32 protein-coding genes are annotated in these 25,690 nt (G+C 34.6%); 20 read left to right on the forward strand and 12 right to left on the reverse strand.

Annotated features, from left to right (window positions below; genetic code table 11):
* Positions 1-77: 77 nt before the first annotated feature.
* The 4 genes from ILS93_RS16735 to ILS93_RS16750 all read left to right on the forward strand — a co-directional run bounded on the left by ILS93_RS16735 (position 78) and on the right by ILS93_RS16750 (position 2,167).
* Complete coding sequence (locus tag ILS93_RS16735) at positions 78-914, forward strand: TrmB family transcriptional regulator (protein ID WP_222660934.1); 837 nt, start codon at positions 78-80, stop codon at positions 912-914.
* Positions 907-1,632 carry an AzlC family ABC transporter permease gene (locus tag ILS93_RS16740; RefSeq protein ID WP_088048461.1) on the forward strand — a complete coding sequence of 242 codons (726 nt, stop codon included), beginning with the start codon at positions 907-909 and terminating at the stop codon, positions 1,630-1,632. The genes ILS93_RS16735 and ILS93_RS16740 overlap by 8 nt, the downstream gene beginning before the upstream one ends.
* A complete protein-coding gene (locus tag ILS93_RS16745) occupies positions 1,623-1,934 on the forward strand; it encodes an AzlD domain-containing protein (RefSeq protein ID WP_087986303.1) in 312 nt (103 codons plus the stop codon). Before ILS93_RS16740 ends, ILS93_RS16745 begins: the two co-directional genes overlap by 10 nt.
* Before the next feature lie 62 nt (positions 1,935-1,996).
* Positions 1,997-2,167 carry a DUF3951 domain-containing protein gene (locus ILS93_RS16750; RefSeq protein ID WP_064476524.1) on the forward strand — a complete coding sequence of 57 codons (171 nt, stop codon included), beginning with the start codon at positions 1,997-1,999 and terminating at the stop codon, positions 2,165-2,167.
* Between the two features lie 25 nt (positions 2,168-2,192).
* On the opposite strand, the gene ILS93_RS16755 is transcribed toward ILS93_RS16750, so the two are convergent.
* From ILS93_RS16755 to ILS93_RS16775, 5 genes are all read right to left on the reverse strand, one after another.
* Entirely contained in the window at positions 2,193-2,552 is a 360-nt protein-coding gene (locus tag ILS93_RS16755; RefSeq protein WP_098111819.1) for a hypothetical protein, read from the reverse strand.
* 11 nt (positions 2,553-2,563) lie between these two features.
* Entirely contained in the window at positions 2,564-3,157 is a 594-nt protein-coding gene (locus tag ILS93_RS16760; RefSeq protein ID WP_103655421.1) for a dienelactone hydrolase family protein, read from the reverse strand.
* A gap of 2 nt (positions 3,158-3,159) precedes the next feature.
* Positions 3,160-3,495 carry an antibiotic biosynthesis monooxygenase family protein gene (locus tag ILS93_RS16765; RefSeq protein ID WP_222660936.1) on the reverse strand — a complete coding sequence of 112 codons (336 nt, stop codon included), beginning with the start codon at positions 3,493-3,495 and terminating at the stop codon, positions 3,160-3,162.
* 185 nt (positions 3,496-3,680) lie between these two features.
* Positions 3,681-3,860 carry an H-type small acid-soluble spore protein gene (locus ILS93_RS16770; RefSeq protein WP_001025744.1) on the reverse strand — a complete coding sequence of 60 codons (180 nt, stop codon included), beginning with the start codon at positions 3,858-3,860 and terminating at the stop codon, positions 3,681-3,683.
* A 66-nt stretch (positions 3,861-3,926) separates the two neighbouring features.
* A complete protein-coding gene (locus ILS93_RS16775) occupies positions 3,927-5,141 on the reverse strand; it encodes a helix-turn-helix domain-containing protein (RefSeq protein WP_222660938.1) in 1,215 nt (404 codons plus the stop codon).
* A gap of 118 nt (positions 5,142-5,259) precedes the next feature.
* On the opposite strand from ILS93_RS16775, the gene ILS93_RS16780 reads away from it, so the two are divergent.
* Together ILS93_RS16780 and ILS93_RS16785 are read left to right on the forward strand one after the other, a co-directional pair.
* Positions 5,260-6,528 carry an MFS transporter gene (locus ILS93_RS16780; protein WP_222660940.1) on the forward strand — a complete coding sequence of 423 codons (1,269 nt, stop codon included), beginning with the start codon at positions 5,260-5,262 and terminating at the stop codon, positions 6,526-6,528.
* 126 nt (positions 6,529-6,654) lie between these two features.
* Entirely contained in the window at positions 6,655-7,179 is a 525-nt protein-coding gene (locus ILS93_RS16785) for a COG3014 family protein (protein WP_000736432.1), read from the forward strand.
* A 40-nt stretch (positions 7,180-7,219) separates the two neighbouring features.
* Here the strand turns inward: ILS93_RS16785 and ILS93_RS16790 are convergent, their stop codons facing one another.
* The gene (locus ILS93_RS16790) at positions 7,220-8,113 is read right to left on the reverse strand and encodes a LysR family transcriptional regulator (RefSeq protein ID WP_098111814.1); all 894 of its coding nucleotides are present in this window, start codon (positions 8,111-8,113) and stop codon (positions 7,220-7,222) included.
* Positions 8,114-8,276: 163 nt separating this feature from the next.
* On the opposite strand from ILS93_RS16790, the gene ILS93_RS16795 reads away from it, so the two are divergent.
* Genes ILS93_RS16795 through ILS93_RS16815 form a run of 5 tightly spaced genes read left to right on the forward strand, consistent with a single transcriptional unit; the run spans position 8,277 to position 14,068 of the window.
* On the forward strand, positions 8,277-9,269 hold the full coding sequence (locus ILS93_RS16795; RefSeq protein ID WP_098111813.1) for an ABC transporter ATP-binding protein: 993 nt from the start codon (positions 8,277-8,279) through the stop codon (positions 9,267-9,269).
* Positions 9,247-10,272: an ABC transporter substrate-binding protein gene (locus ILS93_RS16800; RefSeq protein ID WP_098111812.1), complete on the forward strand. Its 1,026-nt coding sequence runs from the start codon at positions 9,247-9,249 to the stop codon at positions 10,270-10,272. Before ILS93_RS16795 ends, ILS93_RS16800 begins: the two co-directional genes overlap by 23 nt.
* A 12-nt stretch (positions 10,273-10,284) precedes the next feature.
* Entirely contained in the window at positions 10,285-11,955 is a 1,671-nt protein-coding gene (locus tag ILS93_RS16805) for an ABC transporter permease (protein WP_098111811.1), read from the forward strand.
* On the forward strand, positions 11,952-13,214 hold the full coding sequence (locus ILS93_RS16810) for an MBL fold metallo-hydrolase (RefSeq protein ID WP_142315092.1): 1,263 nt from the start codon (positions 11,952-11,954) through the stop codon (positions 13,212-13,214). The genes ILS93_RS16805 and ILS93_RS16810 overlap by 4 nt, the downstream gene beginning before the upstream one ends.
* Positions 13,215-13,234: 20 nt before the next feature.
* On the forward strand, positions 13,235-14,068 hold the full coding sequence (locus tag ILS93_RS16815) for a hypothetical protein (protein ID WP_064476514.1): 834 nt from the start codon (positions 13,235-13,237) through the stop codon (positions 14,066-14,068).
* Positions 14,069-14,119: 51 nt separating this feature from the next.
* Here the strand turns inward: ILS93_RS16815 and ILS93_RS16820 are convergent, their stop codons facing one another.
* Positions 14,120-14,542, reverse strand: a complete 423-nt coding sequence (locus ILS93_RS16820; protein WP_064476513.1) for a YfmQ family protein — start codon at positions 14,540-14,542, stop codon at positions 14,120-14,122.
* A gap of 131 nt (positions 14,543-14,673) precedes the next feature.
* Between ILS93_RS16820 and ILS93_RS16825 the strand changes: the two genes are divergently transcribed.
* The 6 genes from ILS93_RS16825 to ILS93_RS16850 all read left to right on the forward strand — a co-directional run bounded on the left by ILS93_RS16825 (position 14,674) and on the right by ILS93_RS16850 (position 18,165).
* Positions 14,674-14,790: a hypothetical protein gene (locus tag ILS93_RS16825; protein ID WP_002011946.1), complete on the forward strand. Its 117-nt coding sequence runs from the start codon at positions 14,674-14,676 to the stop codon at positions 14,788-14,790.
* A gap of 65 nt (positions 14,791-14,855) precedes the next feature.
* Positions 14,856-15,017: a hypothetical protein gene (locus ILS93_RS16830; protein WP_061680580.1), complete on the forward strand. Its 162-nt coding sequence runs from the start codon at positions 14,856-14,858 to the stop codon at positions 15,015-15,017.
* Positions 15,018-15,178: 161 nt separating this feature from the next.
* Positions 15,179-15,814, forward strand: coding sequence for a cupin domain-containing protein (locus tag ILS93_RS16835; protein ID WP_142315435.1), 636 nt, complete (start codon positions 15,179-15,181; stop codon positions 15,812-15,814).
* Positions 15,815-15,915: 101 nt separating this feature from the next.
* On the forward strand, positions 15,916-17,007 hold the full coding sequence (locus ILS93_RS16840) for a serine hydrolase (protein WP_222660942.1): 1,092 nt from the start codon (positions 15,916-15,918) through the stop codon (positions 17,005-17,007).
* A gap of 121 nt (positions 17,008-17,128) precedes the next feature.
* Positions 17,129-17,704, forward strand: coding sequence for a histidine phosphatase family protein (locus tag ILS93_RS16845; RefSeq protein WP_222660944.1), 576 nt, complete (start codon positions 17,129-17,131; stop codon positions 17,702-17,704).
* An 89-nt stretch (positions 17,705-17,793) separates the two neighbouring features.
* Positions 17,794-18,165, forward strand: coding sequence for a hypothetical protein (locus ILS93_RS16850; protein WP_046959012.1), 372 nt, complete (start codon positions 17,794-17,796; stop codon positions 18,163-18,165).
* A gap of 18 nt (positions 18,166-18,183) precedes the next feature.
* Here ILS93_RS16850 and ILS93_RS16855 read toward each other — a convergent pair whose 3' ends face one another.
* From ILS93_RS16855 to ILS93_RS16865, 3 genes are read right to left on the reverse strand one after another with little or no spacing between them, the layout of a single operon-like run.
* On the reverse strand, positions 18,184-19,044 hold the full coding sequence (locus ILS93_RS16855; RefSeq protein ID WP_149174132.1) for an alpha/beta fold hydrolase: 861 nt from the start codon (positions 19,042-19,044) through the stop codon (positions 18,184-18,186).
* 36 nt (positions 19,045-19,080) lie between these two features.
* Positions 19,081-19,410 carry a DUF3147 family protein gene (locus tag ILS93_RS16860; protein WP_103655426.1) on the reverse strand — a complete coding sequence of 110 codons (330 nt, stop codon included), beginning with the start codon at positions 19,408-19,410 and terminating at the stop codon, positions 19,081-19,083.
* Positions 19,394-19,804, reverse strand: a complete 411-nt coding sequence (locus tag ILS93_RS16865) for a MarR family winged helix-turn-helix transcriptional regulator (RefSeq protein ID WP_064476507.1) — start codon at positions 19,802-19,804, stop codon at positions 19,394-19,396. The genes ILS93_RS16860 and ILS93_RS16865 overlap by 17 nt, the downstream gene beginning before the upstream one ends.
* Positions 19,805-19,928: 124 nt before the next feature.
* On the opposite strand from ILS93_RS16865, the gene ILS93_RS16870 reads away from it, so the two are divergent.
* Positions 19,929-20,756: a PP2C family serine/threonine-protein phosphatase gene (locus ILS93_RS16870; RefSeq protein ID WP_222660946.1), complete on the forward strand. Its 828-nt coding sequence runs from the start codon at positions 19,929-19,931 to the stop codon at positions 20,754-20,756.
* Positions 20,757-20,798: 42 nt separating this feature from the next.
* On the opposite strand, the gene asnB is transcribed toward ILS93_RS16870, so the two are convergent.
* Positions 20,799-22,622 carry an asparagine synthase (glutamine-hydrolyzing) gene (gene asnB, locus ILS93_RS16875; RefSeq protein WP_064476505.1) on the reverse strand — a complete coding sequence of 608 codons (1,824 nt, stop codon included), beginning with the start codon at positions 22,620-22,622 and terminating at the stop codon, positions 20,799-20,801.
* Positions 22,623-22,885: 263 nt separating this feature from the next.
* Here asnB and ILS93_RS16880 point away from each other — a divergent pair, with 263 nt between their 5' ends.
* Positions 22,886-23,452: a sigma-70 family RNA polymerase sigma factor gene (locus tag ILS93_RS16880; RefSeq protein WP_098103325.1), complete on the forward strand. Its 567-nt coding sequence runs from the start codon at positions 22,886-22,888 to the stop codon at positions 23,450-23,452.
* The gene (locus ILS93_RS16885) at positions 23,449-24,555 is read left to right on the forward strand and encodes a DUF4179 domain-containing protein (RefSeq protein WP_222660949.1); all 1,107 of its coding nucleotides are present in this window, start codon (positions 23,449-23,451) and stop codon (positions 24,553-24,555) included. Before ILS93_RS16880 ends, ILS93_RS16885 begins: the two co-directional genes overlap by 4 nt.
* A gap of 39 nt (positions 24,556-24,594) precedes the next feature.
* Here ILS93_RS16885 and ILS93_RS16890 read toward each other — a convergent pair whose 3' ends face one another.
* The gene (locus ILS93_RS16890) at positions 24,595-25,668 is read right to left on the reverse strand and encodes a WD40/YVTN/BNR-like repeat-containing protein (protein ID WP_064476502.1); all 1,074 of its coding nucleotides are present in this window, start codon (positions 25,666-25,668) and stop codon (positions 24,595-24,597) included.
* Positions 25,669-25,690 lie beyond the last annotated feature (22 nt).

Here is a 25,690-nt window from a genome sequence, read left to right on the forward strand (position 1 = left end):
TAGTAGGTATACTAATAACTACTAATATATATGTATCGTTTTGAGATGAGAGTTATATAGAATGTGAGGGATTGCCGTTGGATGAAATAATAAAGGAATTACAAAAGTTAGGTTTTTCCCAGTACGAATGTAAAGCGTATATTGGATTATTAAAACATTCCCCAGTAACTGGGTATGAAGTGAGTAAACAGACAGGAGTACCTCGTTCGATGATTTATGAAGTGCTCGGTAAATTGATGGATAAAGGAGCAGTGCATATCGTTCCTACTGAACCAGTGAAATATGTACCAGTACCAGCTACGGAGCTAATGTATCGAATGCGAAAAGATTTTGAAAAGTCCTTTGAATTTTTAGACCGGAAATTAAATTGTTTAGAACAAGAGAGACAAATAGATGTAATTTCGCATATTCGCTCCAATGATCGTGTTGTAAAAGAAATATGCAATATAATTAATAGGGCAAAGGACGAGTTATGGATTTCGGTATGGGAAGATCAAGTGCATGAAATTGAGCCATATATTCGTCAAAAGGAAGAGGAAGGTGTACATATATTTTCAATCTTATTTGGCGCTCCAAACACAAAAATAGGCGCGACGTTTCACCATAATTATATGACGCCCCACGTTGTTGAAAAGAGAATGGGTGGTCATTTAACTGTTATTGCTCGTGATGGAGAGGAAGTATTAATTGCGAACTTCTCAAATGATAGCACTTCATGGGCCGTTACAACGTATGACCCAGCTTTAGTTCTCGTTGCTACAGAGTATGTGCGGCACGATATTATGGTTGAGGAAATTACGAAGGAGTTTGGAGCGGATAAGTTAGATACGTTATGGCGTAAAAATATAGATTTAGTTCATGTCGTAACAGGAAAACGAACGATGGAAGGAATGGAGGAAGATACGAATGAGTAAAGCTCAAGCACATGTAGCTTTGCAAAGCGATGATACATTTCAGCAAGGAGTAAAAGATTGTTTGCCGACTGTATTTGGTTATTTGAGCATCGGTATAGCAGCTGGTGTAATTGCAAAAACAGCAGGTTTTTCCATCATTGAAATTGCGTTTATGTCCACTTTAATTTATGCAGGTTCTGCCCAATTTATATTAGCTGGTATGTATGCAGCCGGTGCTCCTGCTTCAGCAATCATTTTCACCGTCTTTTTTGTTAATTTACGCCACCTTCTAATGAGTGCTGCCCTTGCTCCGTATTTTATGAAAATTCCTCTATTTAAAAACTTAATCATCGGTTCGCAAATTACAGATGAAACTTTCGGTGTTGCAGTGCAGCAGGCAGCGCAAAAAGGATATTTAGGTGAAAGATGGATGATCGGGCTTAATGTAACAGCGTATTTAAATTGGATACTTGCTACTATTATTGGCGGGCTGTTTGGTGAGTGGATACCAGATCCGCATACATACGGGATGGATTATGCATTACCAGCAATGTTTATCGGATTATTTGTTCTTCAGCTCATAAGTAGTAAACCGAAACTAGCAATTCATCTTACTGTTGCAATTGTAGCGATTATGATCGCATACGTTTCACACTTATTTATGCCAGATAGTATAGCGGTTATTATCGCAACATTATTAGCTGCGACGATTGGAGTTGTGATTGAAAAATGGAAATGAGATTGGACGTACTATTACTTTTACTAGCAGCAGGAGCTGTCACACTCGTGCCACGTATTTTACCTCTACTCGTATTTAGTAAACTACAAATTCCAGAATGGGGTTTAAAATGGTTAAATTACATACCCATTGCGATATTAGCAGCACTTTTAGCACAAGTATTATTTATGCATGAGACGATGCAGTGGGATTACCTTATCGCAGCAATCCCAACATTTCTTGTTGCAATATATACTCGTAGTTTATTAGGTACAGTATTAACGGGAGTGATTGTGATTATTTTGTTACGTTTCTTTTTCTAAAAAGGATTACGCTCATATAATAGCGAAAGGTGTAATAACATGAAAGATATAGGGGTGGTGTTATGATACTTTTAACGATAGGAGCAATTTTGTTAACGTTGTTTATTTTCTTTATTATCGGCTTCATTACGTTTATGATGTTTGTTGATAAGGCGACACCTCAAATATATTATACACCTTGTGAATCAGTGACAGTGAAAGCTAAAGGTAAACATAGAAGGAAGAAAAGTTGAAAGTTGGCTTTTCTTCCTTTTTCTATTACATCCCCGAAAGAACTAACAACAATAACCCAAATAGAAAACTAATAACGGAAAGAAAACAGATACATATGGAGAACACACGATTATTTCTCCATTCGCGCCAGAAAACGATACATCCTAAAATACAAAGAAAAAACCAAATGGGCAAGAATATGAATTCGCTAACTTTCTCGGGAGGTAACGTATAAAAAGTTGTTGAATATAAGATCCAATTTGTAAAAAATAAAATGCAAACGATAATAGATTGTAAGTGGGGGTGTTTGAAAAACTCCCCTTTTTTTACAGTTATAAAAATGATAGTTAGTGCTGCGAAAAAGGCAATGAATATGAAAAGAAGTAAGAGTAATGTAAGCGTTATTTGGATTTCCTTTATAAGATTGTTTTTGCAAGAAATGCATCTATTACATTGTATGCCTGCTTTGTAGAGTTCGCTCTATATTTTTCAGTGTACGGATTTAAAAAACCATGTTCACCGTGTAGTTGTTTTATTTCTAATAAAGGATTTTTTTGTTGCTGCAATGTTTGAATGAAAGAGGATACTGAAAAACTAACTTCTTTTTCAGGGAAAATAAGTAAGGTAGCGCATGTAGGTTTTATATGAATATAGTCACGTATACGGGAACCGTAACATCCGATAATAAAATCTATTTTCGGATTGTTACTGCATAGCCATGAGATGGTAGCGCCAACACTAAAGCCGATAAGTCCAATATGTGAATAATTACTTGAAAGAGTATTGATGAATTCTTTAATTTGTTCTTTTCCATCATCAAATCCAATATTATTTACAAAATGTTGATATGCTTTTTCTTCATCACTATAATGAAATGCATGTTGCGATTGTAGAAGATTAGGACAGAATACATCTATATGAGATGAAGTGAAGTGGTGGGTAACGTGATGCATATGGTCGTTCACACCATAAATTTCATGAACAGCAACGAGAGCTAATTTTTTCTCCATCGTTACAATGTACCTCTATGAAACTTAAATTCTTTCTCAACAAGGCAAATACGCAGGTGGAAGTTTTCATACCATTGCTCACGGCCTCTTTTTTTCGCTTCTTTATGTAAGGCGTTCTTTTTCCAATTTTCAATTGTTTCAAGTGATTCCCAATAAGAAATTGTAATGCCGAGGCCCGAATTATCTCGTGCACTTTCTACACCTAAAAATCCAGGTTGCTGTTTCGCAAGTTCCTCCATTGTTTCGGCAACGGTACTATAATCTGTTGTATCATTTGATAAACTAGAAGTGAATATAACTGCATAATAAGGTTTCTTTTTTTCTAAATCAGATTTCATTGTCTGTCCCCCTTAATGTATAGTACAAATAATTAATCCATAGTTTGTATTCTAGCAGGTCACAAAAAGAAAAGAAGTAGAAAATTCTTATTTTTTCATCCCATGTAAAATAGAAGATAGAAGAAATTTATAATAAGTAATCTAAAGGATGAAAAATGCCACTTCAAAAGTCGAAGTGGCATTTTTTATATTTCCTCTAAGCTATTAACTGGAACTGTTAATTCGCGTCCTGGGTTTTTAACTTCATATATGCGGGCGGTTTCATTGCTTTCGTCGACGTGTTGAATCGTAACAGGCATGCCTTGAAAACTGACATTAGCTTGCTCCGCTGACACAGAAAGCTCTTTTGCACGTTGAATATTCATTTATATTCCTCCCATCATTATTATCTTTGCTAAAAAAGAGGAATAATATACCATTTCGAGACATTCTTAAAGTTTTTGTATTGTTTGTAATGTTCCTTTAATAAATGAAGAGAAGATGGAATCAGGATAGCTATCTATCGCTTGAACTGCTTCTTTTGCTTCTTTGAGTGCAGCTGTTTTATCTTGAAGTTCTATATAGCAAAGAGCACGATAAGATCCAGCCGTTAATAACCACGATTGATCAAGTGGATGACTCATATAATCTGGTATAGTAGCATGTTTTAATGTTTCCAAAGCGTCCTTATAACGTTTTAAGCCATACAAAGATTTTCCTTTTTCAATATAATACAGTCCATCGTCTTGAAAAATTGGTACATCTTTTAGTTTTTCTCGGAATTGTTCTAAATGTTCTAATGCAATTGTATATTCATTCGTAACGGTATTGTAGTAATAAGCTTTTAATATATGTATATTTGCAGCGGATAAAGTATCTTCTGTAAAAATGGCAAATTGCTCAGATTTTTTTATGTAATATAAATATCTTTCTTTATCAGTTGTAATGATTTTTTGATAAGATAAAATACGGTAAAATTCATCTGTTTTATAATACACTTGGTGTTTTTTTGAAAATGCAAGTGCATCTAAAATGACTTTTTCACATTTTTCATAATTGCCATATGCGAGTAAAATAATTGCTTCTTTTAAATATAATTGTATATGTGTAATAAGATCCATTTCTAAATTCTTCGTTTTATATTCATCGCGAATTTTGGTAATCAACTGTAAACATTCTTTATATTTTTTCCGTTTGTAGAGCATATAGTAAAACAGTAGTTTCGTTTCAGTGCTTTCTCGATATAAAGTATATTTTTCAAATATAGAAACAGCGGTTTCAACGTAAGATTCAATATTATAATCGTTCATAATAGCTGCTCCTGTTAGGAACTGTTTATATAAACGAGCCGTATTTATAGTAGAAGATAGCTCTTTTTGAACAATCGGTAGTAGAGTTTCATATACTTCATCACATTTATTTTCCTTTATGAGTTGCTCCATTTTTGTAATGAGTTCTACAATTTCATCATCGTCTTCCTCTAATAAAAAGCTCGTTTCACATTCAAGTTTTTCAGCAATATATTGTAATGTTTTCATGGAAGGTGTAGCTTTTCCGTTTTCAATTTGACTAAGCATACTTTTTGTCAGTTCCGAACCTGCCAGCTCTGTTTGTGTAAGTTTTTTTTCTTTTCGTAATGCCTTAATTTTTTCGCCGAGAGTTGCCATATTATTGCTCCTTTATCATTAAAAAGTTAAATTGTATTTAACTTTTTGTTGTAAAAATTGGAAAGTTGATTATATAATAAGTTTAACACAATTTAACTTTTAAGGGGAGAAAGTCATTATGGGAGATATAAGTATAGGACAACATGATACAAGAATGAAAGTTGCAACGAGAAATATTATTTTGATGATGATTGGAAAGATGACGTCTTTATTAGGGGCAGGTATTTATACATTCGCAATGGGGTTATACGTATTAAATACAACTGGTTCAGGGATGGGGTTTGCTATTACGCTCGTTTGCGGATCACTACCAAGGATGATCTGTGGTCCGATTGCAGGTGCTGTAGCTGATCGTGTGAATCGAAAATGGCTTGTCATTGGCACGGATTTATTAAGTAGTGTAACGATGCTTATTATGTTTATTCTTGCTACTATATTTGGACCTTCACTTCTTTTTATCTATATTTCAGCAGCATTATTATCAATTTGTGCAAGTTTTTATTCTGTTGCATTAACTTCGTCTATTCCTAATTTAGTAGATGCGGGGCGTATTCAAAAAGCGAGTGCTTTAAATCAAACGGCAGCTTCTTTATCAAATATTTTAGGGCCAATTATTGGTGGAGTTGTATTTGGTTTCTTTTCAATTAAGTCGTTTTTTTTGTTAAATAGTGTTACGTTCTTTTTAGCAGTTATTTTGCAATTATTTATTGTATTTGATTTATATAAAAAAGAAGTGGCTGAGAGTAAAGAGGATTTCTTGACGAGTATAAAAGAAGGGTTTTCATATGTAAAACGACAGCATGAAATATATGGTTTAATGAAAATAGCATTGTGGGTAAACTTTTTTGCGTGTGGGCTAACCGTTGCACTTCCATACATTATCGTCCATACATTGCATTTATCTTCAAAGCAACTCGGTATCGTAGAGGGAATGTTAGCAGTCGGGATGCTAATGGGTGCGATTGCTTTATCGGTGCGTAAAGAAGTGAATAATCCGTTTCGTTCTATTTATACTGGGCTGTTTTTGTTTGCGGGTTTAAGTTTATGTACAGTCTTCCCATTGGTAGTTACCATTTCAAAAGGGGCAAGTTTTATTTACTATATTGCTTTTATGATGTTAACGGGTATAGCAATTATGATTGTAAATATTCCGATGCAAGTACATATGCAAAAAACGACAGATCCGAGCTACTTAGGGCGTGTGTTTGGCCTACTTGAAACAATTGCTACTGCAATCGCACCACTCGGTATGATTGTATATGGATTATTATTAGATATGTTGCCAACTAGCATTGTTATGATGACGATAGGCGGAGGTTTATTGTTAGTTGTATTAGTTGGAGTAAAGCAACATATGGGGAAAAAACAAGTAGGTGTGTCGGCTTAAAAATAAGAAAATAATAAAAATTCGACTTATCATTATAAAAATGACCAAATTAGTATTTTAGTTTTTGAAACTCTTTTTCATGTATGTTACAGTATAGTGAGCAGGCAAAGAAAAGGAGAAAACATCATGAAAAAATTAAGTTTTGTTATGCTTTTTCTGTTAGTCGTAATGGCTGGATGTAGTAATTATGACACATATATAGAAACAGGTATGCAATCGTTGAAAGATGAAAAATATAGTGATGCAACGATGTGGTTTGAAAAAGCGGAAAAAGAAAAGTCAGGAAATGAAGCAAAATCATATAAAGAAATGGCCGAGAAAATGGATCACGGAGCAACAGCATTAAAAGATGGTAAGTATTTAGAAGCAAAAGACATTGCAAATGAAGTGTTGCAAATGAAAAAAGACGATGCACTTGAAACAGCTGTAACATCAAATGCAGAGAATATGCTTCAAAAAGCAAAAGATGTGGAAAAGAAAGTAAATGAAAGAGTGGCAAAGCGGAGAAAGGTAGAAGAAGAGGGAATTGATAAACTGATTAAAGCGGTCGATAGTATAGATGACGTGAAAGAAAAAGAGAAGAAAGTTTCAGAAGCATTAGATAAGGCTGAAGAGGCGCAAGCAAAAATTGAAGCGAAGAAAAATAAATAGAGTTATAGTTTGAAAGGCTGTCGTGTATAACGACAGCCTTTTAATTTTTTGCGGCATAAGAAGTGATGCTATGTAGTAAAAAAGAAATAATTTTAGAATTCCATCTGTCCTCATGATGAATCGTATAAATGTTACGTTGAAATTCAAATCCAGGGATGGGTATGTAGCGTAGTTCATTTCGTTGTATTTCTTGTTCGATAGCGAGTTTAGAAATAAAAGCAATGCCATTACCATATTTTAAAATTTGTTTCATCGTTTCTAATGAATCTAATTCAATTTCAGATTGGAACGTAATGTTATGAGCTAACGTCCATTTTGTAAGTAAATCTCTCGTTGTAGATGGATTACGATGCAATAATATACGTTCCTTTTCGATATCTTGTAGTGATACATTTTCTTTTTTTGAAAAATGATGTTCTTTGGAGAAAGCAAGAACAAGTGTATCAGGCATTACATTTGTCTGTTTTAAAAGGGATTCATCAAACGGTGCTGCAGAAATTACCCCGAGGTCAATTTCATGATTTTGTAGCATCGTTCGAATTTCAGGAGCTGTTTTTACCATGAGTGTTATTTTTATATTTGGAAATTCGCATTGAAATTGGTGAATAATTTCTGGTAAAAGATAAGTCGCTGGTACATAACTAGCGCCAATTGTTATAGCGCCTTTATGAAAATCTTTAAACTCTTGCGTGACCCGCCTAGCTTCTTTCATAAGTGCATCTATTTTACAAGCATAATGATGCAATGCCTCACCAGCCTCCGTTAAGAAATATCTCCCGGATCGTAATTCAAATAAAGGTACACCGAGTTCCTCTTCTAAGCTTTTTATATGGAATGTAATAGTAGGTTGTTTAACACCAAGTTTTTCTGCAACAAGTGTAAGTTTTTTATATTTCCTAATAAGCACTACAATTTCTAATTTTAAGAGATTCATTATGAATTGCCCGCCTTTTTTATTTTAACTATAGAAAAAATCTATAGAAATAAATAGTTTATTAGAAGTTTTTTAATTTAATCTTTACAGTACATTAACATTCAGTATAAATCTTCCAGATAGAATGAAAGCAGGTTAAGAGTGAGGGGAGAGAGGTGAAACGATGGATATTAAAATTCATGGATTAGAAAAGAAGTTTGGAAAAACGCAGGCGTTAAAACCGTTACAAATTGTCATGAAACAAGGTGAATTCACCACACTTTTAGGACCTTCGGGATGCGGGAAAACGACTTTACTTAGAATGATTGCAGGACTTGAAGAGCCAGATAAAGGTGAAATATATTTTGGAGATAAGTGCATGTATTCTGGTGCGAAAAAAATAAAAACATCTCCTCATGAACGTAATATCGGTATGGTATTTCAAGATTTTGCTTTATGGCCGCATATGACTGTATTTGAAAATGTTGCATTTGGATTAAGGGCTACAAAGCAAACGAATCACTTACGAGAAAAGGTAGAAGATGCGATAAAGCGAGTTCGTCTGCAAGGTATGGAGAAAAGATATCCACACGAACTTTCTGGTGGACAGCAGCAACGTGTTGCATTTGCTAGAGCGATTGTAACAAAACCTCATTTTATTTTGTTTGATGAACCACTTAGTGCACTCGATGCAATTTTGCGTGAAGAAATGCGCTTAGAGCTTATGGATATCGTTCATTCTATTGGTTTAACGGCATTGTATGTCACTCACGATCAGACGGAAGCTATGTCAATGTCAGATCAAATTATTGTCATGAAACAAGGAGAAGTATTACAAAAAGGAACGCCAGAAGATATTTATGTGAAGCCGTCTCATGAATTTGTTGCAAAATTTGTTGGTAAAGCAAATTGGCTTGTAGAGGGTAAACAAATGATTCGTCCAGAGCATGTGAGCTGGACGAAAAATGAAGTGTGCGAAATGTATACAGGTGAAATTCAGCACGTTACATATGTAGGAGAACGGTATGAAATGAAAGTAAACATGGGTGCACTTGGAATATGGACAGTTTATCACAATAGTAAATTAAGCATCGGTAAACCAGTATTGTTATATGTGCCAAAAAAATGTATTCATCATATAGGGGGAGAATCGTATGAAGAAATTCAGTTCGCTTAAGTCTTTATTTGTATGTACTTTATTATTTTCGGCTGTAGTAACAGGGTGTAGTTCAAAGACAGGCAATGTAGATGCAAAAAGTAAAACTACGAATGAAAAGAAAATTGTTGTATATAGTGCAGGACCAAAAGGATTAGCAGAAAAGATTCAAAAGGATTTTGAAAAGAAAACAGGTATAAAAGTAGAAATGTTTCAAGGAACAACAGGTAAGATTTTAGCGAGAATGGAAGCTGAAAAGAAAAATCCAGTCGTTGATGTAGTCGTACTTGCATCATTACCAGCGATGGAAGGATTAAAAAAGGATGGACAAACGTTAGCTTATAAAGAAGCGAAACAAGCTGATAAGCTTCGTTCTGAATGGTCGGATGATAAAGGACATTATTTTGGATATAGTGCTTCAGCATTAGGAATTGTGTATAACACAAAAAATGTGAAGACAGCGCCTGAAGATTGGAGCGATATAACAAAAGGGGAATGGAAAGGAAAAGTGAATCTTCCGGATCCAGCACTATCAGGTTCAGCTTTAGACTTTGTAACAGGTTATGTGAAAAAGAATGGAAAAGATGGATGGAATTTATTTGAACAGCTTAAGAAAAATGAAGTTACAGTATCGGGGGCAAATCAAGAAGCGTTAGATCCAGTAGTAACAGGTGCGAAAGACATGGTCATTGCTGGTGTTGATTATATGACGTACAGTGCAAAAGCAAAGGGTGAACCGGTTGATATTGTTTATCCAAAAAGCGGAACAGTTATTAGCCCACGTGCAGCAGGGATTATGAAGGATAGTAAAAATGTAGAAGATGCAAAAGAGTTTATTGATTATTTATTATCAGATGATGTGCAAAAACAAGTTGCTAAAGCGTACTTATTACCAGGCAGAACAGATATAAAAGCTGAAAATAGACCGAATGTAGAAGAGATTCCGGTATTAAATATTGATTGGAAAACAGTTGAGAAAGAACAAGATGAAATCGGAAAACAATTTAAGAAAGTATTTCAATAAGATGGTGATTACATGGTAAATCGATTCGTATCAGTAAGACAAGTTGGAATGACGGTAGCGTTGTTGCTTGTGGCGATGTTAATCGTCATTCCGCTTTTCCTCATTTTATTTTCTAGTGTATACGAAAATAGTAGTTGGAATTTTTTAAAGCCTTTTGAAGTGATGCAGAGTGGTGGATTAGCGGGGATTTTTCTAAACTCGATGCTTTTAGGTGTACTTGTAGTAATAGGAGCAACCATATTTGCATTTCCATTAGCGTTTATTATGAGTAAAACAGATGTTGGAAAGTATAGTAAGTTGGATATTATTTTTATGATTCCATTTATGACACCGCCGTATATTGGATCGATGGGCTGGATTTTGTTCATGCAACCGAACGGCTATTTCGAACAGTTTTTTCCGATGCTAAAGACGATTTCATCTTCGTTTTTTAGTTTAGGCGGCATGGTTTTAATTATGAGTCTGCATTTATTCCCATTCCTTTACTTCATGTTGAAAAATACGTTACTTCAAATTGGGAGTAGTAAAGAAGAAGCTGCAGCAGTTCATGGTGGAGGCTTTTTCTACCGTTTAAGAAAAATAATATTGCCATTATTAGTATCAAGTTATGTAATGGGTGCTTTACTCATTTTCGTAAAGACGATTGCTGAATTTGGAACACCGGCTACATTCGGACGAAGAATAGGATTTCATGTGTTAACATCAGAGATTCATAAATTTATCTCGAGTTGGCCGATTGATTTTAGTAGTGCAACAGCATTATCTTCTTTATTACTTAGTGCATGTATGCTCATTTGGTATATGCAAAATGTATTGAATCGAAAGTACTCATATGCAATGGTTAGTGGAAAAGGTGTGAAATCTAAAAGGTATACATTGTCTATATTTACGCGCATTGTAGCATGGGTTTATGTAATTGGTTTATTAATCGTATCAATTGGAATCCCGTATTTTTCTATACTGATTGCTTCATTATCGAAATTAAGAGGCGACGGCTTACAGGTAAATAACTTTACAACGAGCCATTATGAAGCATTATTTACAATTGGCTCTCCAGGATTAGAAGCTTTATGGAACAGTTTTCTTTTTTCACTTATAACAGCGATTATTGCTGCTATGATTGGAGTATTTTTGGCACTTATGATCCGAAAGGGCGAAAAGTCTTCTGAAAAATGGCTTGATATGTGCGGTATGTTACCGAATATGGTACCAGGAATCGTGATGGTTGTAGGGCTTATTTTATTCTGGAATTCACCCTATATGCCCCTGTCAATTTACAATACACCAGTCATGGTTATCGTAACGTACGTCGTTCTTTTTTTACCTTATACGGTGCAGTATGTAAAAGCATCGCTTGGGCAAATTGATGATTCTCTTGTACAGGCAGGAAGTATTTTTTCTGGAAATTATATTTATATTTTTAGAAAAATAATATTACCTCTTATTATCCCGGGAATTCTTGCTGGATGGGCGATGACATTTACAATCTCGATAAGAGAATTAGTAGCATCTCTTCTCGTATTACCTCCATCAGTAGAAACGTCAGCAACATTTATTTTTGCTCAGTTTGAACAAGGAGAAGTATCTATTGGCATGGCAATGGCTGTCGTTTCCGTTGGACTTACAACAATATGTTTATTACTTCTGCAACATATGGAGCAAAAACGAAAAGGGGTAGCATGATGAGGATAGAAGTATGGGGAGGAGCGGGAGAATACGGTCGTTCCTGCTACTTCGTAAAAAATAAAGAGACGAAAATAGTATTTGATTGTGGTATTAATCGATCATATGAGGATAGTTATCCAAAAATAGATAGGGAAGTTGTACCGTTTTTAGATGCAGTATTTTTATCACATATTCATGAAGATCATACGATGGGCTTACCTTTATTAGCGAAGTATGGATATAAGAAAAAAATTTGGACGACTCGTTATACGAAGGAGCAACTTCCCGCTTATTATGAAAAATGGAGAAACTATAATTTGACGCAAGGATGGAATGTACCTTATAACGACCAAAATGTTAAAGATTTAAATTATGTATATATTGATGAGATTAGTAATCCGAATGAATGGATACAGATTACACCTACATTGCGTTTTCAATGGGGGTATAGTGGGCATGTATTGGGGGCTGTTTGGTTTTTAGTGGACATGAGTCATACATATGTATTTTATTCTGGCGATTATTCAGCAGAGTCTAACATACTAAGAGCTAATTTACCTGAGAAGTTGCGCGGCGATATAAAAGTCGCAATCGTAGATGCCGCTTATCATACTGATGATGTTTCGCAACATGAACGAATAAATGAACTGTGTACAGAAATTGAACGAGTTGCGCAAAAGAAAGGAATAGCATTATTGCCATTGCCACCGCTTGGTAGAGCGCAAGATATCGTATTGTATTTATATGAAAAGTATAAAGAACTTCCCATTATAGTAGATCAAGAAATTTTGGATGGATTCCAAGAAATGTTCGTATATAAAGATTGGCTCAAAAATAATGAAGAACTTGAACGGATCCTGGAGAGTTTAAAAAGAAACATAATCGTTATGGATCATGACATCGGTACGCAAAATAGTTATGGAATAGTTATAATGAGTGATGCGAATATGCAAACGAAACGAGCGCAGTTATATTATGAACAACTGCGATATGAAGAACGACATTCCATTATATTTACTGGACATATTGCTAAAGGGAGTTTTGCAGACAAAGTTTTGAAAGAACGTGTAGGTAAAGAATGTAGGGTGAAGCGAGTTCCATATAAAGTTCACCAAAGTATAAGAGATGTGAAAGAGATGTTAAATACATTATTACCAGAACATACGGTGTTAGTACATGCTTTGAAAGGGGATACGGATCGATTACAGAAAAAGCTTAGCACGGCAGGGTATGAAAATGTGTATTCACTTACTATGGAACGTATAGAAGTCATTTAAAATGCAAAGGAGATAGGTATATGAAAAAAGTATTTGTATTCGTAAGCATTTTATTTTGTTGTTTCCTTTATAACGTTAAGGAAGGGTTTGCTGCCAGTCCAATGACACCTAGTTTTGAAGTGAAGTTATTATTAAAGCCAGAACAAGTATTAGGTTACAACAAAGAAATGAACCAAGAGATATTAGAACATTTTCAGGCTGGTACAAATTATGAAAGAATACAAGTGCAATTTTTAGATACAGCAAATAAAAATTTAAATAATGAAGGGTGGTTTGCGAGAATTCGAAAGAAAGAATTTAGTAAAGATTTTGAGCTAACATATAAAAAAAGATATCCTATTCAAAATGGTGTAATTCAAGATGCACTAGAAGTGGCTAAAAAGGATGGATTTGATAGTAAAACCGATAACTATGAGGCGGAAATAGATTGGGGATTTGAGAAGAAAACGTTAAGTATTTCAAATAAGAAAACCTACAGTGCTAAAGGGTATGGAGTACTTGATTTACCGAACGAACGAGCCGCTCAAAACATGTTAATAGAAAAGTTGCCAGGGAAAATGAACAAATGGTCGTATACGAATTGGGGAGAAGAAATGCTCAAGAACTCTCGTATTTACGGTCCTGTATTAATGAAAAGGTATACAGGGGAGTTTGAAAATATAAAAACGAATATTGAAGTTTGGCCACTAAGTAATACAGGGAAAATAGAAGATGATTTCGTAATAGAAGTGTCGTTTAAAACAAATGAGGAAAGTATTGCAACAAAACAAAGAGAATTATTAATGAAGAGATTAGAACAAAAAGGATGGTTGTTACCGAAAGATAGTTTGAAGACAGAGCTTATTTTTCAGTGAATAGTAAAAAGGAATCCGTATATATGGATTCCTTTTTCTAATATATGAGTATTAAGCTAAATCAGCTGACACGAACATATCATTATTTTGAAGGTTTTTAGAGCGTAAACTATAAGCAACTACCTTCTTTTTATGTTGCTTTACAACATCAACATGCTCTTCATGACTATAAATGTAAAAGATAAAATCTTTTTTACCACGTTTTTCATTGATAATTAAAGGCGTGCCCTCATTGTGTGGTGGTGCGTAATAGCGATCTAAAAATAAACCTTCGTTAAAATCATGAATAATTTTGGATTTTTGTTCGCCTTCTAAGTTATTTCCATTAATTGTAACAGTCACATTCTCTTCTTCAAGTTGTGGATGTGTCTCGTACTTGCTAATAATGGATTCAATAACAGAGTTGGGAAGGCTAGAAACGATAATTTTAAATGCCCCAAATACAATTAACATTACAATAAACCAAGTCGTCATAGTATATCATCCCCTTTATCCCACAGTAACGGTCCGTAAAAGCCCGGTTGGTGCGGGCTAATAATCAGTGTGGGATAGATCCCCCATACTGACTAAAATTTCACTTTATCCTATTTAACAATATAACTCATATGGTAATAGTACATATGGTGAAGTTTTGTATAATTTGTGAAAAATATGCCATTTTTACGAACGAAATATTAGAAAAATCAATTTTGTTACAAAAAGTTGAAATCGAAGTATTTTAAAAGAAAAAGGTTTATAATAAAAATATAACTACTAACAACATTACTAATTATAAGGAAGTGTAACTATGAGTACTGTAACAATCGTATATGGTATTATTCTTTCTACAATTATTGGTTTATTTATTGTCGGGGTTTCACGTTATATTCATAAATGGAAAGAAGGCGTTGCGAAATTAAATCACATTGAAGAAGAACTTAGTGATTTAATGTTACATCATGGCAAGTAAAAAGTTTATTTTTTAACTAAACAATGTGAAGAATATCACAAAACATGCTCTCATCATGAAGGCATGTTTTTTTGTTATGTGAATGATAGGCACATTCATACATTTTTTCCATAGGATACAGTGTGAAAGTAGAAATGTTCGGAGTGGAAAAGAGGGATAAAATGAGTAGTTCAGGTTATGTTCCAGATAATAAAAATTTAAAGAAAAGTTCAGGAACTCCAAACCTTTTCTTTGATTCGAGAAAAAATGTCTTTTTTAAAAGGGATGATAAAAACGTTGCATATGAAGTTACGTCAACACAGTTACCAGCGATGATAGGAGGAGCGTTTGTTGATTTATTTATGACAAAAGGGCATATGCGGGAACCGCATTGGCATCCGAATGCGTGGGAATTAGATGTTGTTGTATCAGGAGAAGCAGTTACATCCATTTTAAATCCCGAAACGAATCAATTGCAAAATTATCATATAAAGGCGGGGCAAACTGTCTTTATTCCAATGGGATGGTGGCATTGGATTACAGCGATAACAGAAGAAGTACAATTACATTTGTTTTTCAATAACGATCAGTTTGAAACAGCAGAAGGATCAGACATACTTAGATTAACACCGCCAGAAGTATTTCAAGCTGCATATGGTGTAAGTGCAGAAAAATTAGGAAAGGATCTTTCGCCAATTAAGGAGTCAGTTGTAATTGGTCCTCCTAACTCAAATCGACTAAATAGCGTTAAAGAAAGTGACGACTCAAATATAGTTGTTACGTTAAATGGACACATAACATCATGTGAAATAGAGTAACTCTTTCATTTTTTAGGAAGAGTTACTCTATTTTGTATAATTTTGTATTTTGATTCGCTATAATATATTATATAGAAGGGGATTTATAGAGGGGGCATATTGTGAACATATTAAAGATTATAGGAATTGTTGCAGGAGTCATTATAGTAGCGGTTATAGCTTTCTTTGTTATTATGAAGTACTATTTGTCAAAAGAAGATCCTGATTACGTATTAAAGTACATAAAAGAACATAAAGATGATAAAACATGTTCATTACTAATTAGAAAAAATGGGGAAATATTAACATCTATAAATGAAAATGTAAAATTGTCATTAGCGAGTACGGCAAAAATCGTAATAGCAGTTGAATTTGCTAAGCAAGTGTCAGAAGGAAAGATAAGCCGTGATGAACAAATTTCATTGCAGGAGTTAGAAAAATATTACGTTAAAAACACTGATGGTGGAGCGCATCCTGACTGGTTAGAAGATGCCAAAGCGAGAGAATTAGTGAAAAATGGACAAATCGCCTTAGAAGAAGTCGCTAAAGGGATGATTCATTATAGTTCTAATGCAAATACAACATATTTGTTAGATAAGCTTGGAATAGAAAGGGTAAATGAAAGTATAAAAGAATTAGAGCTTACTAGTCATGACAAATTCTCTTCGTATACTGCTGCACTATATATGAGAGGGTATGTAGAAAAAGAGCTTCATGAGCCAGAAAATCAATCATTAGAAATGATACGTAACATGTCAAGTGATGAGTATAATAAACATGTGTTACAAATTCATGAATGGATGAAAGATGAAGAAGAATGGAAAAAACGGGATATCCCATTAAAAGTAGATATGGAATTTCAGCGAATTTGGTCAGATCGATTAGTGGGTGCAAACGCTAAAGATTATATGAGTATAATGGAAAAGATAAATAGTAGAAAGTATTTTCCAAAATCAATGCAAGAAGAAATCGAGAATATTTTCAAAGGAACAGTTGATAATAGTAAGTTAGAATTTGCTGGTCAAAAAGGTGGATCTACCGCATTCGTATTGACAAAAAGTTTGTATAGTACAGATAAGAAGGGGAATAAGGTAGAAGTTGTAATTATGTTTAATGGTATAGAAGATCAAGTTGCATATCAAAAGCTAAGAAATAATATAGATTATTTTATTCAAGATGCTATAACAGATGAAGAGTTTAGAAGGAAATTATAATGGAATAATTTTATTATGTAAACAAGGACGCTTTTTAGAAAGTGTCCTTTTCTTTTTATAATACAGGATTTCTTATTTGTTTCATTGAATATAGATTGAAAATAAGAAAGGAAGTTGAAAAATGACGACAATATATTTCGTTCGCCATGCCCACTCTACATATACAAAACAAGAACGGGAACGGCCGTTATCTGAAAAAGGGCATTGCGATGCAGAGAATGTAACACGCTTGTTAAAAGGTAAACATATCGATGTTGTGATCTCTAGCCCGTACAAAAGAGCAATTCAAACTGTGCAAGGAATCGCGAATACATATAATATATCGATACAAATAGAAGAAGATTTACGTGAAAGGTTATTAAGTACAGAGTCGGTACAGGATTTTGATGATGCTATGGAGAAAGTGTGGGGAGATTGGAATTATGCATACGAAGGCGGAGAATCAAATGATGTAGCACAAAGACGCGCTATAATATGTATGCAAAGTATATTAAAAAAATATAAAGGTAAGAATATTGTAATAGGTACTCATGGGAATATTATGGTATTACTAATGAATTATTTTGATTCGAAATATGATTTTCAGTTTTGGAAAATCCTTCATATGCCTGACGTGTATAAATTAACTTTTGATAATAATTGTTTCAGTTCTGCTGAAAGAATACAGTCTACAGATTATCAGATAAATAATTTGTAAAAGTTTATCAAAAAAAGAGGAAAGGGAGAAGTTATTGTAGAAGTATGACTTTGTAACATAAAAAATTTGTGTTAAAGGAGGCTGTTTACATGTTTGAGAAAGAGAAAGAAGGGCTTATTGAAGTTCAGAACGTATTTGAAATTGTACCAGCAGATGGAGCAATTATTGGTATGGCAACGGAAGAAGAAATGGAAATTGCTGCTGAACTAGAGCTGCAGTACTATGCCCATTCTCGTTTGTTAGAAGCAAATATTCAGTTAGACGGTTCCTCCTACAAAGAGTTACTTCAGGAGTTCCAGGAGTACGAAAGAAAATCAATGAGCTTTTGGCGAGCGATACATAAGCGTTTAGCTGTGCCGTGGGCATGGGTATTACGTATTGACGTTGCGAATGGCCCTATATATGTAAGTAATGGGAATTCGTATTATGAAGAAATCGATGATGAAGAAGATTATGAATAGATAAGTAAGGAAGCAGCGTTAGTTGCTTCCTTTTTTTATTTGCAAGGGGTGAATTGCTTCAATAATAATATCTGGTCGATCATTTTCTATTCCGTGACCAGCATGTTCGGCAAGTATATATTGACTATTTATTGAGAGTTGTAGTTGTTCATGAATCAGTTCTTGCCACATTGCTTCTAGTTGTGTGGCTTCCTCTTTTGGCATGCCATCCTCAGTCAACTGAGTAATAGAATATTGAGGGTCTCTACCGATAACGATTAAAGGTGTTTCTAATGTTTTATATAACTCTTTTATTAAGCGAGCACAATTTTTCCACGCACATAGTTCAGAAGCTGTCGCTTTATATAATAGAGGAGAGGTAGAAAATTCAATGTACTGTCTTGGTTGATCAACGAGTATAGGTTTTAGTTCATTATAAAGCATATCTATATCCATTTTGGAGTATGTAATATATTTTTGAAACCACATATTATCCGAATCCGTTTGGTCAGAAATTGGTAAATGAAGTTCATCTAATCGGTGTAAGTTCATAGAAGTAGAATCAACTAAAATAAGTGCTTGCAGCTTATCTTCATGTAACATCGCAAAATGTTGTGCACATAAGCCTCCATAGGAATGACCGATTAGAATGATAGGTTCCTGAATAGCAAGTTTATGTAGTAACATATGAAGTTCGTTTGTCGCTTGTCTTGTAGTACGCGAATAATCTCCTAGTTCACTTTTTCCGTAACCTGGGCGATGGTATGAAATGACTGTAAAATGTTGTGAAAGTTTTTCTATAATAGGGAGCCAATCATAAAATGAGCAACACATTCCGGTCTGAATAACTACCGTTTGTTTACTACTTCCTTTTATATATACTTCTATAGTTTGCCCCAGTACCTCTACAAATTTATAAATAGTAAACCCTCCTAACTAAGCTTGAAATAATTTTTGACAAGCAAAAACGATACACCAAACCCCAATTCCGAGTAGGACAGATGCACTAAGTGAAAACGAATTTTTCAACCCAATATAGACGATAAATAATAGTAGTGCGGATGCAGGAAATCCGTATAATACGCCTATAGCAAATTGACTTAATTCTTGTTTGTTCCCACCTTCGAAAGAAATCCAAAATAGGCTTAGTAAACTAACGAGTGGAAGGGCAGCAATAAAGCCGCCTACCGTACTATAATGTTTGGCGACTTCAGTAATCACACCGATAATAAGTGCCGAAACGATTACTTTAACGAGGAAATGCATATTGTGCCTCCTTCGCTAATAACGAAAAGGCTTTTTCAATTAATTGTTGTTCTTCTTTTGATAACTGTGATTCTAATATTTTTATCTTTTCTTTATCTAGTAAAGTATGCTTTTCTAATACTTCAATGCCGTCTTTCGTTAAAGTAAGGTTTACGACCCTTTCATCTTGTTTATTTCTTTCTTTCATGATAAATCCTTTTTGAATAAGGCGCTTTACGTGTTCAGACGCTGTGTTATGAGAGAGACTAAGCTCAGTAGCCACTTTTCCAATTGTTATATCTTTCTCACGAGAAACGATTTGTAAAATACGAATGGCTTGGTGGGAAAGGTTGTCTTCATATTCATATCGTAAGTGATAATAAATACTTTCCCAATGTTGATTGATGTCTTTCATAATGATAAATCCCCCTATTTTTATATCGCATAGTAAGATATATTCGTGAGAATAGAAATAAAATCCTTTTATTTGGATGGAAAATGTTGAAAAAGTTTATTTTTATTGAAATATAAGGTAATCTATGTGTAAAGGTATACATTTAGCAGGAGAGAGGATGATAGCTGTGAATACATTCAAATGGATGAGTCATGAACAGATGTATGTAGATGAAATACATGTTGAAAAATGTGGTCCTCTTTCAGTCGGCGTATATGGGGGAAATCAAGAAAGTGATGCATATGAAAGAGGAGATGCGGTGCTTGCTTGGTGGGATCCTGAATTACAATTTGAATTTGTTATGATTTTTGATACACACCACAAAACAAAAAATATAAATTATATAATAGAAGCGATTTCAGAAAGAAAAGAGAAACTAAAAGAGCTATTCTCATACCCAATACATTTAGCTTTTCATCATACACATATGTACTTATTAGCGTTATTTACAGATGAGCTGTTTATTGAAAAATGTGATCAAGATGATGAGGAACTTGCATGCTTAATTTGTTTACGAAAAGGTGAATTTTTATATTGGCTATCAGTTGGTGATTGCTTCGCATATTTATTCCATTCTGAGAAAACGAAGAATGGTAAAGGGCGGTTAAATAAACGGAAGAATTACGAATATATCGGTAGGAAAAATATTTTCGCAGCAAATACACCTTGTTTTACGTCAGGTGTAAGGGGATTAGAAAAAGGAATGAATCACATCGTCATGGCAACGGACGGTATTTTAGAGTGTGATAAACGAAAATTTGATGATGATCAATCTTTAGTAGAAATATTGCACGACGGAAGTTGCTTACAGATTGAGCCAGTATTAACAAATGTACTGCAGTGGAAAGGTAGAGATTGTGCCACAATTATTGGGTGGTCTATTGATACTGAAAATAAACAATGTGCTAATTAATATAAAAGGAGTTCAAGGTTTTTATCCTTGAACTCCTTTTTGTTAAGCAATATGAATATGATACGTTTTCAACCATTCATTTACTTGTAGCATATATTCCATAGCACTTCTTGCTTCAAAATTGTTAATTTCTTTATTACTTTCATCGGCAATGGCAAGTAATGTGGAATGATTAATAAGTGAGAAAATAGGATTGTTTTTATTACTGCACAAGTCGAGTGATAAATGACGGATTGTTTGTAAATAATGTGGATCTTGTGAAGTTGGATAAGCACTTTTTCTTCTATTGCGTACATCGTCAGGTAAAGCAGGTTGCAGTGCTCTACGTAAAATACCTTTTTCAATATTATCAATGCTTTTTATGTTGAAAGGAACGTTCCATAAATATTCAACTAATCTATAGTCGCAAAACGGTACACGAACTTCAAATCCTACAGCCATACTCATACGGTCTTTACGGTCAAGTAAAAACGGGAGAAATCTCGTTAAAAATAAATAAAACATTTGACGTTGTTTCGCGGATTTTTTATTTTCGCCTTCAAGAGTAGGTACTTCAAGTATCGCTTCTTGGAATCGTGTATCAATATAGTTTTCTAATTTGCATTGGTTACTTACTTCATTTAGTAGAAGAGGGGAAGTGTTTTTCCAATTTGTTAGCCAAGGAAATTTATCGACAAATAGTAAATCCTCTTGATGAAACCAAGGGTACCCACCAAATACTTCATCAGCAGATTCTCCGGATAAAGCTACAGTTGCATCTTTTTTCATTTCGCAAAATAGTAAATATAGTGAAGTTTCCATTTCGCCAGCACTCGGTAAATCTTTTGCACGGAGAGGAACGAATAAGTGATTTGCTAATTCTTCAGCATTCACAATAATGTCATGATGCGATGTCCCTACATGTTCAGAAACGCGTTTTACCCAAGGGGCGTCTAAACCAGTGCGAGCAAATGTCAGCTCGAAATCTTTGGCGCTATTTACAAAGTCAACGGAATACGTATGAAGTGTTTTATTTTCAGCGGCAAATTCTTTCCCCGCTAGTGCAGTAATACCGCTAGAATCTAACCCGCCCGATAACATGCAGACAAGAGGAACATCGGCAATTAATTGTCTTTTTACTGTATCTTGTAAAATAGATAAAATATGTGATGATGTATCTTCAGTACAGTCTGTATGAACTTTACTTTCTAAATTCCAATACTTCTTAACTACTTTTTTATCACGTGTAAACGTTATAGAATGTCCAGCACGCACTTCTTGAATATGTTTAAAGACGCCACATCCTGGAGTTCGAAATAAGCCTAATCCAAATATTTCGCTTATGCCATTTGCATCAATTTCAGCAGGAACAGATGGATGAGCTAATAATGCTTTAATTTCAGATCCGAAAATAATGCTGTCATTTCTTTCAGTGTAAAAGAGTGGCTTTACGCCTAAATGATCACGTGCTAAAAACAACTGTTGCTTCTGATCATCCCATAAGGCGAAAGCGAAAATTCCGTTTAAATGTTGTACGCAATCTTCTTTCCATTCTAAATAAGCATGTAGTAACACTTCTGTATCTGAATGCGTTTCAAATGCATGACCACATTTTCGAAGTTGCTCTCTCAGTTCACGGAAATTATAAATTTCTCCATTATAAGTAAGAGCATACGTATAATCACCAGCACGAAATGTCTTCGGCTGTGTCCCGCCTTCTGGATCAATAACAATTAAACGCCGGTGTGCAAAAGCCGCACGTGGTGAAAACCAAAATCCTTCAGCATCAGGACCACGATGCTGAATACTATTTGCCATCTCTTCTAAAATAACATGTTGTTTTGAAAGATCTTCCTTCCAATCGACCCAACCTGTAATTCCACACATACACATCTCATCTCCTAATTTAAAATAGTAGATTAATGAAATAAAATGTACATCAAGTTAAAAAGTCACTACATAAATAGTGTACTACATGAATTAAAGGGCAGACTTGAGAAAATTTTCTTGTAATACATAGTTATGTGAGACAATGGCTTAGGGAAAGTATTCCATAACATACAAAAAATAAAAAAAGATGAGAGAAAATATTTTGTAAGACGTTATATAGGGTGTAAAAGCTTTTACAAAAAAATAAGGGGAATCGCTACATGAAATCAAATGAGAAAAATTTTATAAAAAGATTACAACGGCAAAAAGAAGATGCACTAGAATTCGTTGTCGATACATACTTACCACTCATAAAAGGAATAACGCACAAAGTTCTTATTCCAGTTCAAAATGATGGACTCATAGAGGAATGTGTAAACGATATATTTCTTTCCATTTGGAATAACGCAAATAAATTTCATGGAGAGCCGAGTGACTTTAAAAAATGGATTGCGGCGATTGCGAAATTTAAGGCGATTGATTATTATCGGAAAGCGACTAGGAAAGTAGAAATTATTTCAGATGAGTTTCATATTAGTACGGAAAAGTCAGCGGAAGATGAATTAATCGTTATGGAAGATAGGGAAGAGTTATTGAAGCTTATTAATCAATTAGAACCGTTAGATCAAAAGGTGTTCATTATGAAATATCTTCTCGGTATGAAGACAGAAGAAATAGGAGATAAGTTAGGGTTAACTCGGGCAGCGATCGATAATCGTGTGTACCGTGGAAAAAAGAAACTACAACAAAATGCTACGAATATTAGTTTTGGAGGTAGTGCAATATGAAAGACATTTATGAACTATTAAATGACATTGATATAGATGAAAAAGAACTTGAGGAAATTGAGGCTTCTGAAATTGAAAAAGAAAAAGCGAAGCGCAATGTAAAACAATCGATACGTACGAAGAAAAAGATGAAAAGTTGGAAAAAAAGTGTCGCTGCTGCATCTATTTTAGTAGGGTTATCAGTTGCAACGCTTGGTATCGGGTTTCCTACATATGCCGGGGGATTGCCAATTGTAGGTGACATATTCCGATTTTTAGATAATGGTAGAACAGGGTTATATGAAAATTATAAAGAATTTTCGACTGAATTGAATATGATGAGAGAGAGTAATGGGGTTAAGGTTACAATTAATGATGCTGTGTTCGATGGTAGAACAATTACAATCACATATTCTATTGAAAGCGAAAAAGATTTAGGAGAGAAACCGTTCCCATTTGGAAGTCCGCAAGTGATGGGCTTTGATGGCGGAGGAGGTAGTTCGGACGTTACAAAAGTTGGAGAGGGAAAGTATGTAGGTATGACTACGATGAGTGGTCATGGTAGTGAAAGGTTAGATGTTGCAAATGTTTGGTGGGATATAGAGGCAATTGAGTTGGATTATGAAGGTAATGCAATAAAGGGGAACTGGAATTTCGCGCTTAGTTTAAAAGCAATGGATAGTAAAGAAGTAAAGGTTAATAGGGTTTCTGAAAATGAATTAATAAAAGTAAATATAGACAAAATGGAAGTAACCCCGATGTCCTTTATCGTTTTTTATAATCAAGAAGAAACTAAGGCATTACGAAGTATATGGGATAGTGCGGATGTTGAGTTAGAAATAAAAGATGATTTAGGAAATCATTATGCTGGTGAAGGAAATGGCGGAAGTAGTACAGTAGCAGAACCCCATAAAAGTAGTTGGAGTGCTACATTCCAAAAGTTAAACGAAAATGCCACAAAGCTTATCGTTACACCTCGTGTGCACTTGCGAGTTCATACACCTGAAAATCATGGTGGAGTGGAGTATGTGAATGGAAAAGAGAAGAAAATTGAAGTGCCGAAAAAAGAAGCGAAGAGTAAAGATATTGTTCTAGATGATATCGTAATTGATTTAAAGAAATAGAAGAGAGACTGCCTAAAACCGTTAGGCAGTCTTTTTTCGTTAAGAACTAGCTACAAGTAACGCATGCGGATGCTGCGTTTTATACTCATCTTTCCAAGGAATGTTTAGTTGTTCCCACGATTCGCCGCTATCATTGGATTGAAAGATGCCATTGTTATTTAAAGTGTAAAACGTATGTGGTTCTGCTGGATTTGTTGCAAACATTGAAATGACTGTACCAATTGCAGATGGTAGACCTTGCTGCACTTGCTGGAAAGGAGAATCTTTCGTTTTACGATAAATATAAGATTCATAAGGAATACGATGATGAGCGAGGTCAGCACTCGGTGCGGCAGAAACGAGGATTGTATCACAATCAGCCGGATCGATAGCCATGCTATATAGATAATGATGTTCAAGTCCTTCACTGCATGAGATCCAGCTGTTTCCACTGTTATAACTTTCAAGATATGCACGATCAGGTCCGCCCATAAATCCGTCACCACATGATGCATAAAGGCGATTTGGAGCGTCAGGGTGCATAAGCAATTGATGAGCATCGATAGGAGCACCAAATTTTTTATCAATCCAAGTATGCCCTCTATCATTACTTTGAATAACAGCACCAGCTTCAATTGAAACATGGATTGTATTTGGGGTGTTTGGATCAACTGTAATCCAGCGTACGTGATGGGTGAAAGGTCTAGGCGGAAAAGCCCACGTATAAGAAGATAATAATGATTTCATATTTTTAAGTTCAGTCCACGTTTCACCACCATTTTCAGAACGGAATAAAGCGCTCGGTTCTGTGCCTACATAAACGACGCCATAGCCGTTAACTTGCTCATTTGAGCTTATCGTTATAGAAGTAATCGAAGAATGTAAAATACCATCTTCTTTAGGGAAATCAAAGTAACGATATGAATCTCCAATCGGTCTCCATGAATCCCCACCATCGTCACTTAACCATAAACCTCGTCCAAATGTGCCGCAATATACACGGTTCTTTTGAAATGGATCAACAGCAATACAGGTAGGTTGCATATTTTGTAAGTGATACGCTGTTTCAAAGTGACCATATTGTTCTTTCACTACAACAAGTTCACGCTCCATACAGAGAAATAAACGTTTCATTTTAGTAACCTCCTTAGAAATT

The organism is Bacillus sp. 16GRE42 (assembly GCF_019837435.1).
GTDB classification, from domain to species: domain Bacteria; phylum Bacillota; class Bacilli; order Bacillales; family Bacillaceae_G; genus Bacillus_A; species Bacillus_A wiedmannii.

Bases quoted from the DNA above. Each gene is read 5' to 3' on its own strand.
- ILS93_RS16760 (WP_103655421.1), bottom strand. From the start codon at position 3,157: ATGGAGAAAAAATTAGCTCTCGTTGCTGTTCATGAAATTTATGGTGTG.
- ILS93_RS16775 (WP_222660938.1), bottom strand. From the start codon at position 5,141: ATGGCAACTCTCGGCGAAAAAATTAAGGCATTACGAAAAGAAAAAAAA.
- ILS93_RS16825 (WP_002011946.1), top strand. From the start codon at position 14,674: ATGGTAATAGTACATATGGTGAAGTTTTGTATAATTTGTGAAAAATAT.
- ILS93_RS16845 (WP_222660944.1), top strand. From the start codon at position 17,129: ATGACGACAATATATTTCGTTCGCCATGCCCACTCTACATATACAAAA.
- ILS93_RS16795 (WP_098111813.1), top strand. From the start codon at position 8,277: ATGGATATTAAAATTCATGGATTAGAAAAGAAGTTTGGAAAAACGCAG.
- ILS93_RS16860 (WP_103655426.1), bottom strand. From the start codon at position 19,410: ATGCATTTCCTCGTTAAAGTAATCGTTTCGGCACTTATTATCGGTGTG.
- ILS93_RS16820 (WP_064476513.1), bottom strand. From the start codon at position 14,542: ATGACGACTTGGTTTATTGTAATGTTAATTGTATTTGGGGCATTTAAA.
- ILS93_RS16890 (WP_064476502.1), bottom strand. From the start codon at position 25,668: ATGAAACGTTTATTTCTCTGTATGGAGCGTGAACTTGTTGTAGTGAAA.
- ILS93_RS16835 (WP_142315435.1), top strand. From the start codon at position 15,179: ATGAGTAGTTCAGGTTATGTTCCAGATAATAAAAATTTAAAGAAAAGT.
- ILS93_RS16830 (WP_061680580.1), top strand. From the start codon at position 14,856: ATGAGTACTGTAACAATCGTATATGGTATTATTCTTTCTACAATTATT.
- ILS93_RS16745 (WP_087986303.1), top strand. From the start codon at position 1,623: ATGGAAATGAGATTGGACGTACTATTACTTTTACTAGCAGCAGGAGCT.
- ILS93_RS16810 (WP_142315092.1), top strand. From the start codon at position 11,952: ATGATGAGGATAGAAGTATGGGGAGGAGCGGGAGAATACGGTCGTTCC.
- ILS93_RS16850 (WP_046959012.1), top strand. From the start codon at position 17,794: ATGTTTGAGAAAGAGAAAGAAGGGCTTATTGAAGTTCAGAACGTATTT.
- ILS93_RS16805 (WP_098111811.1), top strand. From the start codon at position 10,285: ATGGTAAATCGATTCGTATCAGTAAGACAAGTTGGAATGACGGTAGCG.
- ILS93_RS16785 (WP_000736432.1), top strand. From the start codon at position 6,655: ATGAAAAAATTAAGTTTTGTTATGCTTTTTCTGTTAGTCGTAATGGCT.
- ILS93_RS16865 (WP_064476507.1), bottom strand. From the start codon at position 19,804: ATGAAAGACATCAATCAACATTGGGAAAGTATTTATTATCACTTACGA.
- ILS93_RS16870 (WP_222660946.1), top strand. From the start codon at position 19,929: ATGTGTAAAGGTATACATTTAGCAGGAGAGAGGATGATAGCTGTGAAT.
- ILS93_RS16815 (WP_064476514.1), top strand. From the start codon at position 13,235: ATGAAAAAAGTATTTGTATTCGTAAGCATTTTATTTTGTTGTTTCCTT.
- ILS93_RS16885 (WP_222660949.1), top strand. From the start codon at position 23,449: ATGAAAGACATTTATGAACTATTAAATGACATTGATATAGATGAAAAA.
- asnB (WP_064476505.1), bottom strand. From the start codon at position 22,622: ATGTGTGGAATTACAGGTTGGGTCGATTGGAAGGAAGATCTTTCAAAA.
- ILS93_RS16740 (WP_088048461.1), top strand. From the start codon at position 907: ATGAGTAAAGCTCAAGCACATGTAGCTTTGCAAAGCGATGATACATTT.
- ILS93_RS16765 (WP_222660936.1), bottom strand. From the start codon at position 3,495: ATGAAATCTGATTTAGAAAAAAAGAAACCTTATTATGCAGTTATATTC.
- ILS93_RS16780 (WP_222660940.1), top strand. From the start codon at position 5,260: ATGGGAGATATAAGTATAGGACAACATGATACAAGAATGAAAGTTGCA.
- ILS93_RS16790 (WP_098111814.1), bottom strand. From the start codon at position 8,113: ATGAATCTCTTAAAATTAGAAATTGTAGTGCTTATTAGGAAATATAAA.
- ILS93_RS16880 (WP_098103325.1), top strand. From the start codon at position 22,886: ATGAAATCAAATGAGAAAAATTTTATAAAAAGATTACAACGGCAAAAA.
- ILS93_RS16800 (WP_098111812.1), top strand. From the start codon at position 9,247: ATGAAGAAATTCAGTTCGCTTAAGTCTTTATTTGTATGTACTTTATTA.
- ILS93_RS16750 (WP_064476524.1), top strand. From the start codon at position 1,997: ATGATACTTTTAACGATAGGAGCAATTTTGTTAACGTTGTTTATTTTC.
- ILS93_RS16770 (WP_001025744.1), bottom strand. From the start codon at position 3,860: ATGAATATTCAACGTGCAAAAGAGCTTTCTGTGTCAGCGGAGCAAGCT.